General features: G+C 69.6%; 13 protein-coding genes. 7 read left to right on the top strand and 6 right to left on the bottom strand.

Annotated elements, in window-relative coordinates; translation table 11 throughout:
* Nucleotides 1-53: 53 nt before the first annotated feature.
* Complete coding sequence (locus C4V41_RS37515; protein ID WP_103960749.1) at nt 54-1,268, top strand: NADP-dependent isocitrate dehydrogenase; 1,215 nt, start codon at nt 54-56, stop codon at nt 1,266-1,268.
* Between the two features lie 157 nt (nt 1,269-1,425).
* Nucleotides 1,426-2,433, top strand: coding sequence for a polysaccharide deacetylase family protein (locus C4V41_RS37510; protein ID WP_235030623.1), 1,008 nt, complete (start codon nt 1,426-1,428; stop codon nt 2,431-2,433).
* Between the two features lie 137 nt (nt 2,434-2,570).
* On the opposite strand, the gene C4V41_RS37505 is transcribed toward C4V41_RS37510, so the two are convergent.
* Entirely contained in the window at nt 2,571-3,713 is a 1,143-nt protein-coding gene (locus tag C4V41_RS37505; RefSeq protein ID WP_103960747.1) for a saccharopine dehydrogenase family protein, read from the bottom strand.
* Nucleotides 3,714-3,902: 189 nt separating this feature from the next.
* Here C4V41_RS37505 and C4V41_RS37500 point away from each other — a divergent pair, with 189 nt between their 5' ends.
* A complete protein-coding gene (locus tag C4V41_RS37500; RefSeq protein WP_103960746.1) occupies nt 3,903-5,897 on the top strand; it encodes a serine/threonine-protein kinase in 1,995 nt (664 codons plus the stop codon).
* Nucleotides 5,898-5,955: 58 nt separating this feature from the next.
* Nucleotides 5,956-6,942, top strand: coding sequence for a malate dehydrogenase (locus tag C4V41_RS37495; protein ID WP_103960745.1), 987 nt, complete (start codon nt 5,956-5,958; stop codon nt 6,940-6,942).
* A 242-nt stretch (nt 6,943-7,184) separates the two neighbouring features.
* Here the strand turns inward: C4V41_RS37495 and galE are convergent, their stop codons facing one another.
* Nucleotides 7,185-8,132, bottom strand: a complete 948-nt coding sequence (gene galE, locus C4V41_RS37490) for a UDP-glucose 4-epimerase GalE (protein WP_103960744.1) — start codon at nt 8,130-8,132, stop codon at nt 7,185-7,187.
* A gap of 86 nt (nt 8,133-8,218) precedes the next feature.
* Here galE and C4V41_RS37485 point away from each other — a divergent pair, with 86 nt between their 5' ends.
* The 3 genes from C4V41_RS37485 (at nt 8,219) to C4V41_RS37475 (ending at nt 12,178) form a co-directional block, all read left to right on the top strand.
* Nucleotides 8,219-9,532: a hemolysin family protein gene (locus C4V41_RS37485; protein WP_103960743.1), complete on the top strand. Its 1,314-nt coding sequence runs from the start codon at nt 8,219-8,221 to the stop codon at nt 9,530-9,532.
* A 14-nt stretch (nt 9,533-9,546) separates the two neighbouring features.
* Complete coding sequence (trpS, locus tag C4V41_RS37480) at nt 9,547-10,551, top strand: tryptophan--tRNA ligase (RefSeq protein ID WP_200824484.1); 1,005 nt, start codon at nt 9,547-9,549, stop codon at nt 10,549-10,551.
* A 124-nt stretch (nt 10,552-10,675) separates the two neighbouring features.
* Nucleotides 10,676-12,178 (top strand): DHA2 family efflux MFS transporter permease subunit, encoded by a 1,503-nt coding sequence (locus C4V41_RS37475; protein WP_200824493.1) that lies wholly within the window; start codon nt 10,676-10,678, stop codon nt 12,176-12,178.
* 248 nt (nt 12,179-12,426) lie between these two features.
* Here the strand turns inward: C4V41_RS37475 and C4V41_RS37470 are convergent, their stop codons facing one another.
* The 4 genes from C4V41_RS37470 to C4V41_RS37460 all read right to left on the bottom strand — a co-directional run bounded on the left by C4V41_RS37470 (nt 12,427) and on the right by C4V41_RS37460 (nt 14,730).
* Nucleotides 12,427-12,702 (bottom strand): hypothetical protein, encoded by a 276-nt coding sequence (locus C4V41_RS37470; RefSeq protein WP_103960740.1) that lies wholly within the window; start codon nt 12,700-12,702, stop codon nt 12,427-12,429.
* A 4-nt stretch (nt 12,703-12,706) separates the two neighbouring features.
* Nucleotides 12,707-12,901, bottom strand: coding sequence for a hypothetical protein (locus C4V41_RS61030; RefSeq protein ID WP_146103936.1), 195 nt, complete (start codon nt 12,899-12,901; stop codon nt 12,707-12,709).
* Nucleotides 12,902-12,990: 89 nt separating this feature from the next.
* Entirely contained in the window at nt 12,991-14,181 is a 1,191-nt protein-coding gene (locus tag C4V41_RS37465; protein ID WP_103960739.1) for a helix-turn-helix domain-containing protein, read from the bottom strand.
* Nucleotides 14,182-14,262: 81 nt separating this feature from the next.
* Nucleotides 14,263-14,730, bottom strand: a complete 468-nt coding sequence (locus tag C4V41_RS37460) for a MarR family winged helix-turn-helix transcriptional regulator (protein ID WP_103960738.1) — start codon at nt 14,728-14,730, stop codon at nt 14,263-14,265.
* Between the last annotated feature and the right edge of the window lie 41 nt (nt 14,731-14,771).

Below are 14,771 nucleotides of genomic sequence, written 5' to 3'. Positions count from 1 at the left end.
CCTGAGGGTCCGATAGCCTCAACGCATCAATTCATTGAAGGGGAACCATTCGCATGCCCAAGATCAAGGTGGAGGGGCCCGTCGTCGAGCTTGACGGCGACGAGATGACCCGGATCATCTGGCAGTTCATCAAGGACCAGCTGATCCTGCCCTACCTCGACGTCGACCTGAAGTACTACGACCTCGGCATCGAGCACCGAGACGCGACCGACGACCAGGTCACCATCGACTCCGCCAACGCCATCAAGAAGTACGGCGTCGGTGTGAAGTGCGCCACCATCACCCCGGACGAGGCCCGGGTCGAGGAGTTCGGTCTCAAGAAGATGTGGAAGTCCCCGAACGGGACGATCCGCAACATCCTCGGCGGTGTCATCTTCCGCGAGCCGATCATCATGTCGAACGTGCCGCGCCTCGTTCCCGGCTGGACCAAGCCGATCGTCGTCGGCCGTCACGCCTTCGGTGACCAGTATCGCGCCACCGACCTGAAGATCCCGGGCGAGGGCACGCTGACCCTGACGTACACGCCGAAGGACGGCTCCGAGCCGATCGAGCTCGACGTGTACGACTTCCCCGGCAGCGGCATCGCGATGGCGATGTACAACCTGGACGAGTCGATCCGCGACTTCGCGCGCGCGTCGATGCGCTACGGCCTCAACCGCAACTACCCGGTCTACCTCTCCACGAAGAACACGATCCTGAAGGCGTACGACGGCCGCTTCAAGGACATCTTCGCCGAGGTCTACGAGACCGAGTTCAAGAGCGAGTTCGAGCAGGCCGGCCTGACCTACGAGCACCGCCTGATCGACGACATGGTCGCCGCGGCGATGAAGTGGGAGGGCGGCTACGTCTGGGCCGCGAAGAACTACGACGGCGACGTCCAGTCCGACACGGTCGCCCAGGGCTTCGGCTCGCTCGGCCTGATGACCTCGGTCCTGATGACCCCCGACGGCCGGACCGTCGAGGCCGAGGCCGCGCACGGCACCGTGACCCGTCACTACCGCCAGCACCAGCAGGGCAAGCCCACCTCCACCAACCCGATCGCCTCGATCTTCGCGTGGACGCGTGGTCTGGCCCACCGCGGCAAGCTCGACAACACCCCCGCGGTGACCGAGTTCGCCAACAAGCTGGAGGAGGTCTGCGTCGAGACCGTCGAGGGCGGCCAGATGACCAAGGACCTCGCGCTCCTGGTCGGCGGCGACGCCAAGTGGCTCACCACCCAGGACTTCCTGGCGGCGCTGGACGAGAACCTCAAGAAGAAGATGGCCTGACCGTCTCCCTCAGTGTGAAAGGGCCGCCTTCGGGCGGCCCTTTCCCATGTCTTGACGGTGCGGCGGCGTGCCGTAGTTGATCAGCTGGGTAAGAGCCTCCTCGTAACAGTCGTACGCGTCTCGGGGGGTTCGGATGCGACTGCGTATTTTGGGTGGGGTGGGACTGGTCGCCGCCGCCGCGCTCGTGGCCGGCTGCGACTCGCAGCAGCCCGACACCGCCAAGCTGACGGACACCAAGGCGAACGCCGCCGCCAAGGTCAAGGCGGGTAAGGCCGCCAAGACGAAGGCCGCGGCCAAGGTCAAGGCGAACGAACTGGGGCAGATCCCGGTGCTGATGTGGCATCGGATCGTGCCCAAGCCACAGACGACGGACGACAGGTCGCCGCAGCAGTTCAGGGCGGACCTGGAGCGGCTGGTCAGGGAGGACTACGTACCGGTCACGGCCGCCGAGATGGTGGCCGGGAAGATCGACATTCCGGCCGGCAAGCATCCCGTCGTCCTGACCTTCGACGACTCCTCGCCCTCCCAGCTCACCCTGAACGAGATGGGCGTCCCTCAGAAGGACACCGCGGTCGCGATCCTGAAGGAGGTGGCCGCCAAGCACAAGGGGTGGCGGCCGGCGGCCACGTTCTACGTGACGCGGGACATGTTCGGCAAGACCGTCCGGGAGGAGCAGGCGCAGGCGCTGCTCTGGCTCAAGGACAACGGCTTCGAGATCGGCAACCACACCCGCGACCACCTCAACCTGCGGGGCCGCTCGCAGAAGGAGGTCGAGGAGCAGATCGGCACGATCGGCAAGCAGATCAACTCGCTGTCCTACGTCAACCCGACGACGATCGCCCTGCCGTACGGGAACCAGCCGCGCAACAAGCAGTGGGCCATGCGCGGCAAGCAGTACAACCACCATGGAGCGTTCCTGGCCGGGTACACGCCCGCGCCCGCGCCCTTCAGCAAGTCGTTCGACGCGGCCGGGATTCCGCGGATCAAGGTCATGGAGAAGAAGGGCGACTGCGCCCAGTTCTGCTCGGCGGCCTGGCTCGACTGGCTCAAGAACAACCCGGACATGCGCTACACCTCCGACGGAGATGTGAGCACGGTGGCCTATCCCAAGTACAAGACCCCGTACCTGCGCAAGTCCTTCACCACCTGGAGCCTGCCCTACTGACCCGCCGCACTTCGGTACATGTCCCTTCGCTCAGAGGGCACGTGGGGCCGGCCTGTGGGAGCCGGCCGCACGTCGGCACCACTGGCCCGCCTCTCTCCGCGGAGGTCCTTCGAGAGAACGGGTGAGGTCGGTTCTCGTCACGGTGGCGGGCGGAGCCAGCGGGCGGTGAAGGTGATGCCCGCCGTGTGGAGGCGGTCGATGAGGGGGCGGCCCATGGCGGATGCCGTCGTGAGCTGCCCCGCCAGGTCGGGTACGTCGTCGAAGGCCAGGCAGAGCGCCGACTCCGCGAGCATCTTGGCCGTCTCGTCGTACCCGGGATCGCCGCCCGCGACCTCGGTCACCACCCGCTCGCCACCCCCCTCGCCCACCACCGTGACCTTGAACCAGCTCCGCGCCCGCCGCTCGGCAGAAGGCCCGTCGCCGGGCTCGATCAGGCCCTGGAGCCAGCCGCGGGAAGGCGGGAACTGGGCGAGCACCGCCAGCGCGCCCGCGCCGGCGACCGTGGTCAGCGCGGCGGGCAACGTCTTGACCGCGTAATACTGCCGGTAGGTGAAGTCGGGGCCGTAGCGGTCGAGCAGGCGGGCGGAGTAGCCGACGATCTGGTGGTCGAGGCTGGGCATGGGCAGGGCCCAGCCGCCGACGTACCGCAGGCCGCCGGGCAGGGAGCTGACGCGGCGGCCCCGCGGCCTGATCTCGGCCGAGCGGCGCCGGGTGCCCGCCTCGACGGTCTGGCGGGCGCGGCCGAGTACGGAGACCGCGGTGGCCAGGGTGCCGCCCGACGGCCGCCCGTTGGACCGCAGGAAGGCGCTGACCTTGAGTGGGACGTCCTTGGGCAGCCGGGTGACGGTGTGCAGGACGCCGAGGTCGTACGGGATGGAGTCGAAGCCGCACGCGTGCACGAGCTTCGCGCCCGTTCTGGCGGCCCGGTCGTGGTAGCGCATGTACACGCGGTCCACGAACTCGGACTCGCCCGTGAGGTCCAGGTAGTGGGTGCCCGCGTCGGCGCACGCGGCGACGAGCGGTTCGCCGTACCGCGTGTAGGGGCCGACCGTCGTGGCGAGGACGCGGGTCTGACGGGCGAGGTCGGCCAGCGCGAGCGGGTCCGTGGCGTCGGCGAGCAGGATCGGCGCGTCGAGCCCGAGCCGCTCCAGTTTGGCGCGGTCGCGCCCGGCCAGCGCCCAGCGGGTGTCAGGACCGGCGGCCCGCGCGAGGTAGGCGGCCGTGAGCGCGCCCGTGAAGCCGCTCGCTCCGAAAAGGACGATGTCATAGGGGCGGTCCATGGTGCTCGGCCTCCTTCGCGCGGCTGTCGGGATCACTGTCGCACGGCCCGCTGATCGGACTGGCGCAGACCGGGCGTTTTGCGCAAAGAGTCAAAGCCGTGACGTCACGAAGCCTTAACGGATCCCTGTGAAGTTGCTGAGCGTCGTAAAGTTTGCGTCGTTGGGGTTCTGAACACGTGGGGATGACGAATGCCGCAAATCTCGCCGCTGGTGGCCGGCGATCCCACTGAGCTGGGGTCATTCCGGCTGTCCGGACGGGTCGGGGAAGGTGGCCAGGGCATCGTCTACCTGGGCGTCAACGACGAGGGCGAGCGGGCAGCGATCAAACTGCTGCACGTGAAGTTCAGCGGTGACACCATCGCCAGGTCGCGCTTCGCCAGGGAGTTGAAGGCGGCGCAACGGGTGGCGTCGTTCTGCACGGCCCGGGTCATGGAGGCCGACCTCGACGGCGACACCCCCTACATCGCCAGCGAATACATCGACGGCCGTCCCCTCCGCGAGATCGTCGAGACCGACGGGCCGCTCACCGGCACGGTGCTCGACCGGCTGGCCATCGGCACCGCCACCGCGCTCACCGCGATCCACCACGCCTCGATCGTCCACAGGGACTTCAAGCCCGACAACGTGCTGATCGCCGCCGACGGCCCGCGCGTGGTCGACTTCGGCATCGCCCGCATCATCGACTCCACCGGCACGATCACCAGCCGCGCCATCGGAACCCCCGCCTACATGGCCCCCGAGCAGATCGCCGGCGACGACATCGGGCCCTACACCGACGTGTTCTCGTGGGGCGCGACGATCGCCTTCGCGGCGACCGGCGAGACCGCCTTCGAGGGCAAGTCCATCGCGGTGGTCCTCAACCGGATCCTCAACCACGAGGTCGACGTCGGCATGATGCCGGAGCCGCTGCGGAGCGTGGTGCGCTCCGCGCTGGCCAAGTCGCCGGCCGAGCGGCCCTCCGCCGACCAGATCCTGCTGCGGCTGCTCGGGCAGTCGTCCACGGTGGGGGCCTCCACGGCCGTGCTCACCAGGGGCGTGCAGGTGGCCAGCGACGACACCACGCCGTTCACCCGGGTGTCGGCCGGATCCATCACCGACCAGCCGGGCCGCCAGAGCTCCGTGGTGCCGCCCCAGCCCGCGACGCCCCCTCCAGGGGCCACAGGGCAGCACGGGGCCATCACAGGGCAGCACAGCGCCGCCACAGGGCAGCACGCCGCCGTCGGCCCCACGGGGCCGTCCGGTGCGATGGTGCCGCCGGAGGGGGGTGGGGCGCCGTACCCGACGCCGGAGCCCCCCGCGCGGCGCGGGCGGGCGAAGGTGTGGATCGCGCTGAGCACCGTGGTGGCGCTGCTCGCCGCCGCCGTCGCCCTCTACATGAGCGGCCGGCTCCCGCTGGCGTTCGGCGGGCCGCCTGACACCAAGGAAGAGCCCGAGGCGGAACTGCCCGGCTCGTTCGCCAGTGTGGTCGACAAGGTGGCTCGGACCGGCAAGATCGTGATCGGGGTGAAGGGCGACCTGCCGGGCCTGGGGCTGCAGAATGGCGACGACTTCCAGGGCATGGAGGTCGAGTTCGCCAAACGCGTCGCCACCGAGCTGGGGGCGAAGGAGACGACGTTCGTCCGGGTCGGCGGCGGGCGCGCCCGCGCCGACGCCGTCGCCGAGGGCACGGCCGACCTGGTCATCGCGACCTACTCCATCGACAAGAGCGAGACGCAGTTCGCGGGCCCGTACTATCTGGCCCACCAGGACGTCCTGGTCCGCGCGGGCAGCGGCATCGACTCGATCGGTGAGCTGGCGGGCAAGAAGATCTGCGCCCCGAACAACCCGTCGGTGAGCGCCGTACAGGACCAGGTGAAGGTCGAGCCGGTCATGGCCGGCGACTACGCCGCCTGCATGGACATGCTGCGGAGCGGCAAGGTCGACGCGGTGCCCGGCGACGATCTCATCCTGGCCGGGTTCGCGGGCCGGGAGCAGAACCTGCGCTACAAGATCCTCGGCGCCAAGCTCTCCAACGAGCGCTACGCCGTCGCCATGAGGGACGGCGACGCGGCGACGTGCAAGGCGGTCCGGGCGGTGATCGCCGACCTTTACCAGACCGGTTTCATGGAGCGGCTCCTGACCAGCCAGTTCGGCAAGGTCGACTTCAAACCGGAGCTGAAAGTGCCCGCGATGGAAACCTGCTGATGACGAGCAGGTAACATCCCGAACGTCAATGAATCGTGCCGCGAGTTAGGGGAAGGCCATGGCGTCGTCAGCCACTGTGCCCGTCAAGGTGACCGTCACCGGAGCCGCCGGCCAGATCGGCTACGCATTGCTGTTCCGCATCGCGTCGGGGCAGTTGCTCGGCGCCGACGTGCCGGTCAAGCTCAGCCTGCTGGAGATCCCGGCGGCGGTGAAGGCGGCCGAGGGCACCGCGATGGAGCTGGACGACTGCGCGTTCCCGCTGCTGTCCGGCATCGAGATCACCGACGACCCCAACGTCGCCTTCGCCGGGGCCAACGTCGCGCTGCTGGTCGGCGCCATGCCGCGCAAGGCCGGCATGGAGCGCGGTGACCTGCTCGGCGCCAACGGCGGCATCTTCGGGCCGCAGGGCAAGGCCATCAACGACCACGCCGCCGACGACATCAAGGTGCTCGTCGTGGGCAACCCGGCCAACACCAACGCGCTCATCGCCCAGCAGAACGCGCCCGACGTGCCCGCCGACCGCTTCACCGCGATGACGCGGCTCGACCACAACCGCGCGCTGTCCCAGCTCGCCGCCAAGCTCCAGGTCCCGGTCTCCGAGATCAAGAACATGACGATCTGGGGCAACCACTCCGCGACCCAATACCCCGACCTTTTCCACGCCGAGGTGGGTGGCAAGGTCGCGGCCGAGCAGGTCGAGCAGGGGTGGCTGCGCGACACGTTCATCCCGACGGTGGCCAAGCGCGGCGCCGCCATCATCGAGGCCCGTGGCGCCTCCTCGGCCGCCTCGGCCGCCAACGCCGCGATCGACCACGTCTACGACTGGGTCAACGGCACCGACTGGACCTCGGCGGCCGTGGTCTCCGACGGCTCGTACGGCGTACCCGAGGGTCTCATCTCGTCGTTCCCCGTGCGTGCGGCGAACGGCCGGTTCGAGATCATCCAGGGCCTGGAGATCGACGCCTTCTCCCGCGAGCGCATCGACGCCAGCGTCGGCGAGCTGGCCGAGGAGCGCGACGCGGTGAAGGAGCTCGGCCTCATCTGAGCCACCGCCTGACGAACGCGCGCTTCCCACAGGGGGCGCGCGTTCATCGTTTCTGCACCCCAGGCACGCCCGGCGACGACACCGGTTGCACGGCCGGCGCCGTCTGGGGCGTCGCGTAGATCACGCCGCCCGCGGCCATGAGGCTGCCCACCATGACGAGCGCGCCGAAGCGCAGCCTCGTGACCCTTGGTGAAAAGCTCCTCACATTTCGATATCCCAGCACATATCGCAGCGCCGCATGGCTAATTCCCGGAAAGCGCTCCCCAGGCGTCCGAGACGATGTCCCGCAGCGACGCCCGCTCGGCCTTCCACCCCAGCTCTCGCTGGATCTTCGCGGACGAGGCCACCAGCACGGCCGGATCGCCGGGCCGCCGGTCGCCGAACTCCACGGGGATCGCGTGCCCGGTCACCTCACGGCAGACCGCGATCACCTCCTGCACGGAGAACCCGGCGCCGCTGCCCAGGTTGTAGATCCTGTGCTCGCCGGGAGTGGCCGCGTCCAGCGCCAGCAGGTGGGCCTTGGCCAGGTCGGAGACGTGGACGTAGTCGCGTACGCAACTGCCGTCGGGCGTCGGGTAGTCGGTGCCGAACACGCTCACCGACGCGCGCTCGCCGGTCGCGACCTTCAGCACGTTGGGGATGAGGTGGGTCTCGATCGTGTGCCGCTCGCGGTAGCGGCCGTAGGCGCCCGCCACGTTGAAGTAGCGCAGGCTCACCGCGCCCAGCCCGCGCAGCCCCGCGTACGCGCTCAGCGCCGTGTCCACGGCCAGCTTGGAGGCGCCATAGGGGTTGGTCGGCCGGGTCGGGTCGCTCTCCTCGATCGGCGAACGCTCCGGCTCCCCGTACGTGGCCGCCGTCGAGGAGAACACGATCCGCCCCACGCCCCGCTCCCGCATGGCGTCGAGCAACGCCAGCGTGCCGCCCAGGTTGTTGGCCCAGTAGAGCCCCGGCTTCGCCACCGACTCGCCCACCAGCGACTTGGCCGCGAAGTGCAGCACCGCGTCCATGCCGTCCAGCGCGTCGTGCGCCTCGGTGATGCTCGCCTTGACGAACCGGGCCCCCGGGGGCACGGCGTCCTCATGCCCCGTTGACAGGTCGTCGAGTACGGTCACCTCGTGTCCCGCCTCTATGAGCTGCGCCGCGACGACGCTGCCGACATATCCGGCACCTCCCGTGACCAGCAGCCTCATGTGTACTCCTGTTCAAATATGTTTGATTTTGTACGGCTTGCCGTTCAGCATACGCGGGAAACCCGACGAGTACGCTGCCAACCACCATGTTTGACACCGTCGCGGCCAACATCGCCCTGGTCCTGCTGTTCATCCTGATCGGAGGCTTCTTCGCCGCCGCCGAAATGGCCATGGTCTCCCTGCGGGACAGCCAGCTCCGCAGGATCGCGGGGCAGGGCCGCAGAGGCGAGCGTGTCGCCAAGCTGGCCCGAGACCCCAACCGTTTCCTGTCCGCCGTGCAGATCGGCGTCACCGTGGCGACCATGCTGTCGGCCGCGTTCGGCGCCGACCGGCTCGCCGCCCAGCTCGTGCCGGTGCTGGAGGGCTGGCGGGTGCCGGTGGCCGTGGCGCCCGTGCTGGCGCTCGTGCTGGTGACGCTGGCGATCTCGTACGTGTCCCTGGTCCTCGGGGAGCTGGCGCCCAAGCGCCTGGCGCTGCAGCGGGCCGAAGGGCTGTCGCTGTTCGTGGCCCCGTTCCTCGACCGCCTCGCGTCCCTGTCGCGCCCGATCATCTGGATGTTGTCCAAGTCCACCGACGGCGTGGTCAAGCTGCTCGGCGGCAACCCCAAGGCCGACAGGGAGGAGGTCACCACCGAGGAGCTGCGCGACATGGTGGTCGGCCACACCGACCTGACCGCCGACGAGCGCAAGCTCATCGCCGAGGTCTTCGCCGCCGGGAAACGGCAGCTCAGGGAGGTGATGCTGCCGCGCACGGAGGTGGAGTTCATGGAGGCCGACACCCCGCTCAACGAGGCGGCGCGCCTGGCCGCCACGCTCCCGCACTCGCGCTTCCCGGTCTACCGCGAGTCCTACGATGAGATCATCGGCTTCGTCCACGTACGCGACCTGCTGGAGCCCGAGCTCGCCGGTCGCACCGAGCCGATCAGCGCGGTCGTGCCCATCAGGCCGGCCAAGTTCGTGCCCGCCTCCAAGCGCCTGCTCACCACCCTCAACGAGATGCGCGACGAGGGCCAGCACCTGGCGATCGTGGTCGACGAATACGGCGGCACGGCCGGCATCGTCACCATGGAGGACCTGGTCGAGGAGCTGATCGGCGACATCAGGGACGAGTACGACGTCGAGGAGGACGTCGTGATCCTGCCCGCCGGCGAGATCGAGCTCGACGGCCTGACCAACCTCAACGACTTCGTCACCGAGACCGGCATCCGGCTGCCCGACGGCCCTTACGAGACGCTGGGCGGCTTCGTCATGGCCATGCTGGGCCACGTTCCCGACGCCGGGGAGCGGGTCGAGTTCTCGGGCTTCGAGCTGGCCGTCACCGAGCTGGACGGCCGCCGTATCGCCCGGGTGAGAGTGAAACGCCGACAGGTCGCCGAGTCGCCGCCCGAGCAGGATTCCTGACACAATTGCCTGCTATGGCCAGACCTCGTGTACTCTCCGGCATCCAGCCCACAGCGGACTCCTTCCACCTGGGCAACTACCTGGGTGCGGTTCGCCAGTGGGTCACTATGCAGGAGACCCACGACGCCTTCTACTGCGTGGTCGATCTGCACGCGATCACCGTGCCGACCGAGCCCGCCATGCTGCTCCGCCGCACCCGCGTGGCCGCCGCGCAGTTGTTCGCCGCCGGTCTCGACCCGGAGCGTTCCACTGTCTTCGTGCAGTCGCACGTGCGCGAGCACACCGAGCTGGCGTGGATCCTGATCTGCCTCACCGGCATGGGCGAGGCGGGCCGGATGACGCAGTTCAAGGACAAGTCGGCCAAGTTCGGCGAGAGCGCGGCCAGCGTCGGCCTGTTCACCTATCCGATCCTGCAGGCCGCCGACATCCTGCTCTACCAGGCCAACCGGGTGCCGGTGGGGGCGGACCAGAAGCAGCACCTGGAGCTCACGCGCGACCTGGGCCAGCGGTTCAACCACCGCTACGGTGACACGTTCACGCTGCCCGAGCCGTACATCCTCAAGGAGGTCGAGAAGATCACCGACCTCCAGGACCCGACGGCGAAGATGTCGAAGTCGTCCTCCAGCCCCGCGGGCATCCTCGACGTGCTGGAGCAGCCCGGGCCGCTGCGCAAGAAGGTCATGCGCGCGGTGACCGACACGGGCTCCGAGGTGCTGTTCGACGAGGAGAACAAGCCCGGCATCTCCAACCTGCTGCGCATCCAGTCAGCGCTGACCGGCACGCCCATCCCCGAGCTGGTGGCCCGCTACGAGGGCCAGGGCTACGGCACGTTCAAGAAGGACGTGGCGGAGGCGGTGGCCGAGACGTTCACGCCGATCAGGGAGCGCACGGAGAAGCTGCTGTCGGACGAGGCGGAGCTCGACCGCCTGCTGGCGATCGGCGCGCAGCGCGCGTCGGCGGTGGCCAAGGAGACCATGGCGCAGGTGCGTGAGCGGGTGGGCTTCCTGCCCACGCCGTAACCATCTCTGTCGCAAGGGCCGGGCACTGTCCGGCCCTTTTTCATGCCCGGGTTGCGCACGCCACGCTCTCATGCGTACAGTGTTCGCATATAAGGAACTTTGTACGCGAGAGGTGAACGACGTGATGGACCGTCATCCGCGACGCTGGCTGATCCTGGTGGTGCTGTGCCTGAGCACGGCCGTGCTGGTGATCGACAACATGGTGCTCAACGTGGCGATCCCGCCGCTGGCCGAGGACCTGGGGGCGAGCGCCCAGGACATCCAGTGGATCATGGAGTCGTACATGCTGGTCTTCGCCGGACTGCTGCTCACGGCGGGCGGCCTGTCCGACCGGTACGGCCGCCGCCGGGTCCTGATCATCGGGCTGGCGTTGTTCGGGCTCGCCTCGCTGGCCGCCACCTTCGCCACCGATCCCGGCCAGCTCATCCTGGCCCGCGCCGTGATGGGCGTCGGCGGTGCGCTGATCATGCCGAGCACCCTGTCGATCCTGATCACCGTGTTCGACGAGGACGAGCGGCGCAAGGCCATGGCCGCCTGGAGCGCGGTCGCGATGACCGGGCTGATCGGCGGCCCCGTGCTGGGCGGCGTGCTCATCGCCTGGTTCTGGTGGGGCGCGGTGTTCCTGATCAACGTGCCGATCGCGATCGGGGCCATCGTCGCCGCCGTCGTGCTGATGCCCGAGTCCAAAGGGCCGTGGAGCAAGCCCGACCCGCTGGGCGCGATCCTGTCCGTGGCCGGCATGACCGCGCTGGTCTATACGATCATCGAACTGCCCGTCCACGGCCTCGGCCGGGTGAGCACGCTGGTCTCGCTCGTGGTGGCGGTCGGCTCGCTGGCCGCGTTCGTGATCTGGGAGCTGCGCACCCCGTCGCCGATGGTCCCGCTGGAGCTGTTCAAGAACCGGAACTTCAGCGGTGCCAGCGTCTCCCTCACCCTGGTCCAGATCGGCAACGGCGGCCTGCTCCTCGTCCTCACCCAGTACCTGCAGTTCGTGCTCGGCTACACGCCTACGGAGGCCGGGCTGGCCTTCCTTCCCATGGCGGTGGCCTCCCTGTCCTGCAACGCCCTGGGCGCCGCGCTCGGCGCCAGGGTCGGCAACCGCGCCCTGGCCGCCGGTGGGCTGGTCGTGGTGGCGGGCGCGTTCGGGCTGCTGGCGACCGTGTCGGCCGGTGACGGGTTCGTGGTGACCGGGGCGGCGCTGTTCCTGCTGGGCGCCGGTGGCGGCCTGGCGGTCCCGGCGGCCATCACGGCGCTGATGGGCGCGGTGCCCGCCGAGCGGGCCGGGGTCGGCTCGGCGCTCAACGACACCATCCAGCAGATGGGCGCCGCGCTCGGCGTCGCCATCCTGGGCAGCATCGTGGCCGCGGGCTTCACCGGGGCGATGCCCGGCTCGGCTCCCGAGCAGGCCCGCCGCTCCCTGCCCGACGCCCTGGGGGTCGCGGCTGGGAACGGTGACGCCGGGCTGGCACAGGTCGCCCGGGACGCCTTCACCGGGGCGATGTCGACGGGCTTCCTCATCAGCGCGGCGGGCGTGCTGATCGCCGCGGCGCTCGCCTTCACGGTCATGCGCCGCCGCCCGGCCCCGGCCGCGGCCGAGGAACCCGCCCTCGTGCCCGCCGGCCACTGATCGGGCGGGACCACGGGACCCCATGGCGGGGGCCCGTGGTCCCGCCCGAAGTTCGTTCGGGCGGCCGAGGATCCGGGCCGCCGTGACCGGCGCGTCGTACACCGGCGGCCGCATTCCCACCACGTACAGGACCCCGGCGAGCACGGCCACCACGACCGGATACCGGCGGCGCGGCGTCGTTCAGTCAGTCGACCCGCTTGGTGATCACCTCATCAATGCACCACAACGGCGCGGACCGCGCAAATGCCTCAGGCCGGCCACGCGCCGGCTCGGCGGGTGTGCAGGAGGGCGGCCTGATGGGCGAGGGCGCCGGCGAGGGTGATGGCGTCGGGGCCGTCGATGCGCTGCCGGAGCCCCGCGGCCGTCATCTGAGCCGTGATCGGCCGCCGGAGCACGGCCGTCCACCTGGCCGTGCCCGGCTCGTCGTGCCGGAAACAGATCTTCCACGCCGGGTAGGTGCTACGCAGGACCTCGAGCTGCCGTCCCACGAGATCGCTCTCGGAAGACGCACTCTCCAACGGCATGAAATCATCTCCTCCGCGCGGCCCGGTGCACGCGCAGCAGGGCACGCAGGGCGGCCAGACTGGGCCGGGTGTACCGGACGTCGTCGCGGGCGGCCGTCCAGCTCGATTGATTCCGCTCGAACGCCCACCCGGGAAACTCTCGTGCCGCCTCTTCCAGCAGGCGTTCCATGACGAAATCGGCACTCGGCGCTCGGGTCATGAGCGCAGCGTGGCATCGACACGCCGGTCCGTGACGAACTCGGGCGCAAGATCTGGCAGTTCGCGGACACCGAACTCAGAGTTCGCGGTTCAGATGGGAATGTCGTGCCGCTCGGCCAGATAGCGCACCTCCGGAGCCCACGACGGCCGCGCCCGCCGCGCCAGCGACCGCACCATCTCCCTCAGCAGCAGCTTGTGGTCGAGCTCCTCCGGGCACTCACGCTCGATGCGCAGGAGGTGGAGCAGGCTGGCGGCGTCGTCGCCCAGGTCCTCGCAGGCGCGGGCGACGTGGCCGAGGTGGGTGGTCCGCCGCTCGATCGACGGTGTGCGGCGCAGGTCGATGTCGTCGGCGATCCGCAGCACCGCCTCGGGGCGGCCGGTGTCGTTCTCGATGCTGGCCATGTGGATGGCGACGTTGGTGGGGCCGAAGAAGGCCAGGTCGTAGACGCCCGACCCGTCCTCGACGCGTTCGGCGAGCTGCGCGGCGGGACCGCGTACCCGCTCTCTGGCCTCGTCGTCGTCGCCCATCCGGGCCGCGCCGATCGCGGCGAGCAGGTGCAGGGCGCCGAGCGCCTTGAGGTGGCGGTCGTCGCCGTCGCCGACGTGCGGCTCCAGGAGCTCGATGCCGCGCCGCGCGACGTCGTACGCGATCTGGTGCATGTCGTCCGACAACATCGACTGCCCCAGGTTCCAGTACGCCCACGCGACCATCAGCGGATCCGCCGACTCCTCGGCGAAGCGCATCGCCCGGTCGGCCGCGAGATGCGCCAGGTCCACCCGGCGCAGGTGCTTGAGCACCCCTCTGGCCAGCAGGTACGCGTCCGTGGCCACGCTGTAGGCCGACGGCGTGCGATCAAGGGCCAGGCTCTCGGCGTCGGAGACCAGTGAGGGCAGCGCCGCCATCAGGATCGAGTAGCGGCGCGTCGAGGTGAACCAGGCGTTGCGCGCCGCCGACACCCGTTCTGAGAGCTGCTCGGCGTCGGGCGGCTCGATGTCGGGCGCCATCGAGCGGCACGTGAACAGCGCCCGCTCGATGTCGCTGATCTGCGGCCGGCTCGGCTCATGGGAGTCGCGCGGGGTCTCTCCCAAGAGGACCGCGGTACGTACGCCCAGCACCTTGGCGATCTCCCTGAGCAGGGGGAGCGACGGTGTCCGCTTGCCGTGCTCGATGAGCTCGATGTGCCTGGGGGTGCAGCCGGACTGGGTGGCCAGTGCGGTGGTGCTCATGCCCCGGCGCTCGCGCTGGAGCCTGACCATCTGCCCGGTGCTGATTTCGGCCATGGGCGCGACGCCTCCTGGATCGTTCCCGACATCCCACAGGCTAGGGCTCCCAATGCGCGGCTGCCATGGTTTCGGCCCTGCTCAGGAAGGTTCGCGCCGGGTGTGATGGGCCAGCAGCCGGGTCAGAAATCCGGTGAATTCCTCACGTTCCGGTCGAGTCAGTGGCGCGAGCAGGTCGTCCTGGAGGCTGGAGATCAGCTCGTCCAGCCGGTCGAGCTGCCGGCGGCCCTGGGCGGTGATGGTGATGACGTTGCGGCGGCGGTCGGCGGGGTCGGGGGCGCGCTCCACGAAGCCGCGCTCGGACAGCTCGTTGATGACGGCGACCAGGTCGCTGCGGTAGATGCCGGTGCGGCGGCTCAAGCCGGCCTGGCTCGCAGGGCCGGACTCGCGCAGCGCCACGAGCGCCGCGTAGTGCCATTTACGGGCGTCCGCGCCCGCCAGCCCGTCGCTCACCAGCCGGTCGGAGTGCATCGCGACCAGCGACAACATCCGGCTGGGGAGGACGCGCAGCGGTGCCGGGGTGTCCTGCTCGTCCATGGTGTCCGTCATGCCGGCGATCCTACCCGTTGCGTTAGTCGCACTAACGATGT

Source organism: Nonomuraea solani, from assembly GCF_900108335.1.
GTDB lineage: Bacteria > Actinomycetota > Actinomycetes > Streptosporangiales > Streptosporangiaceae > Nonomuraea > Nonomuraea solani.
The sequence above is the reverse complement of the archived record's forward strand: the minus strand, read 5'-3'. Positions and strand labels throughout refer to the sequence as shown.

Coding starts and splice junctions, on each gene's coding strand:
- trpS (WP_200824484.1), top strand. CDS start 9,547: ATGGCCAGACCTCGTGTACTCTCCGGCATCCAGCCCACAGCGGACTCC.
- C4V41_RS37465 (WP_103960739.1), bottom strand. CDS start 14,181: ATGGCCGAAATCAGCACCGGGCAGATGGTCAGGCTCCAGCGCGAGCGC.
- C4V41_RS37470 (WP_103960740.1), bottom strand. CDS start 12,702: ATGCCGTTGGAGAGTGCGTCTTCCGAGAGCGATCTCGTGGGACGGCAG.
- C4V41_RS37485 (WP_103960743.1), top strand. CDS start 8,219: ATGTTTGACACCGTCGCGGCCAACATCGCCCTGGTCCTGCTGTTCATC.
- C4V41_RS37515 (WP_103960749.1), top strand. CDS start 54: ATGCCCAAGATCAAGGTGGAGGGGCCCGTCGTCGAGCTTGACGGCGAC.
- galE (WP_103960744.1), bottom strand. CDS start 8,132: ATGAGGCTGCTGGTCACGGGAGGTGCCGGATATGTCGGCAGCGTCGTC.
- C4V41_RS37475 (WP_200824493.1), top strand. CDS start 10,676: ATGGACCGTCATCCGCGACGCTGGCTGATCCTGGTGGTGCTGTGCCTG.
- C4V41_RS37460 (WP_103960738.1), bottom strand. CDS start 14,730: ATGACGGACACCATGGACGAGCAGGACACCCCGGCACCGCTGCGCGTC.
- C4V41_RS37505 (WP_103960747.1), bottom strand. CDS start 3,713: ATGGACCGCCCCTATGACATCGTCCTTTTCGGAGCGAGCGGCTTCACG.
- C4V41_RS37500 (WP_103960746.1), top strand. CDS start 3,903: ATGCCGCAAATCTCGCCGCTGGTGGCCGGCGATCCCACTGAGCTGGGG.
- C4V41_RS61030 (WP_146103936.1), bottom strand. CDS start 12,901: ATGACCCGAGCGCCGAGTGCCGATTTCGTCATGGAACGCCTGCTGGAA.
- C4V41_RS37495 (WP_103960745.1), top strand. CDS start 5,956: ATGGCGTCGTCAGCCACTGTGCCCGTCAAGGTGACCGTCACCGGAGCC.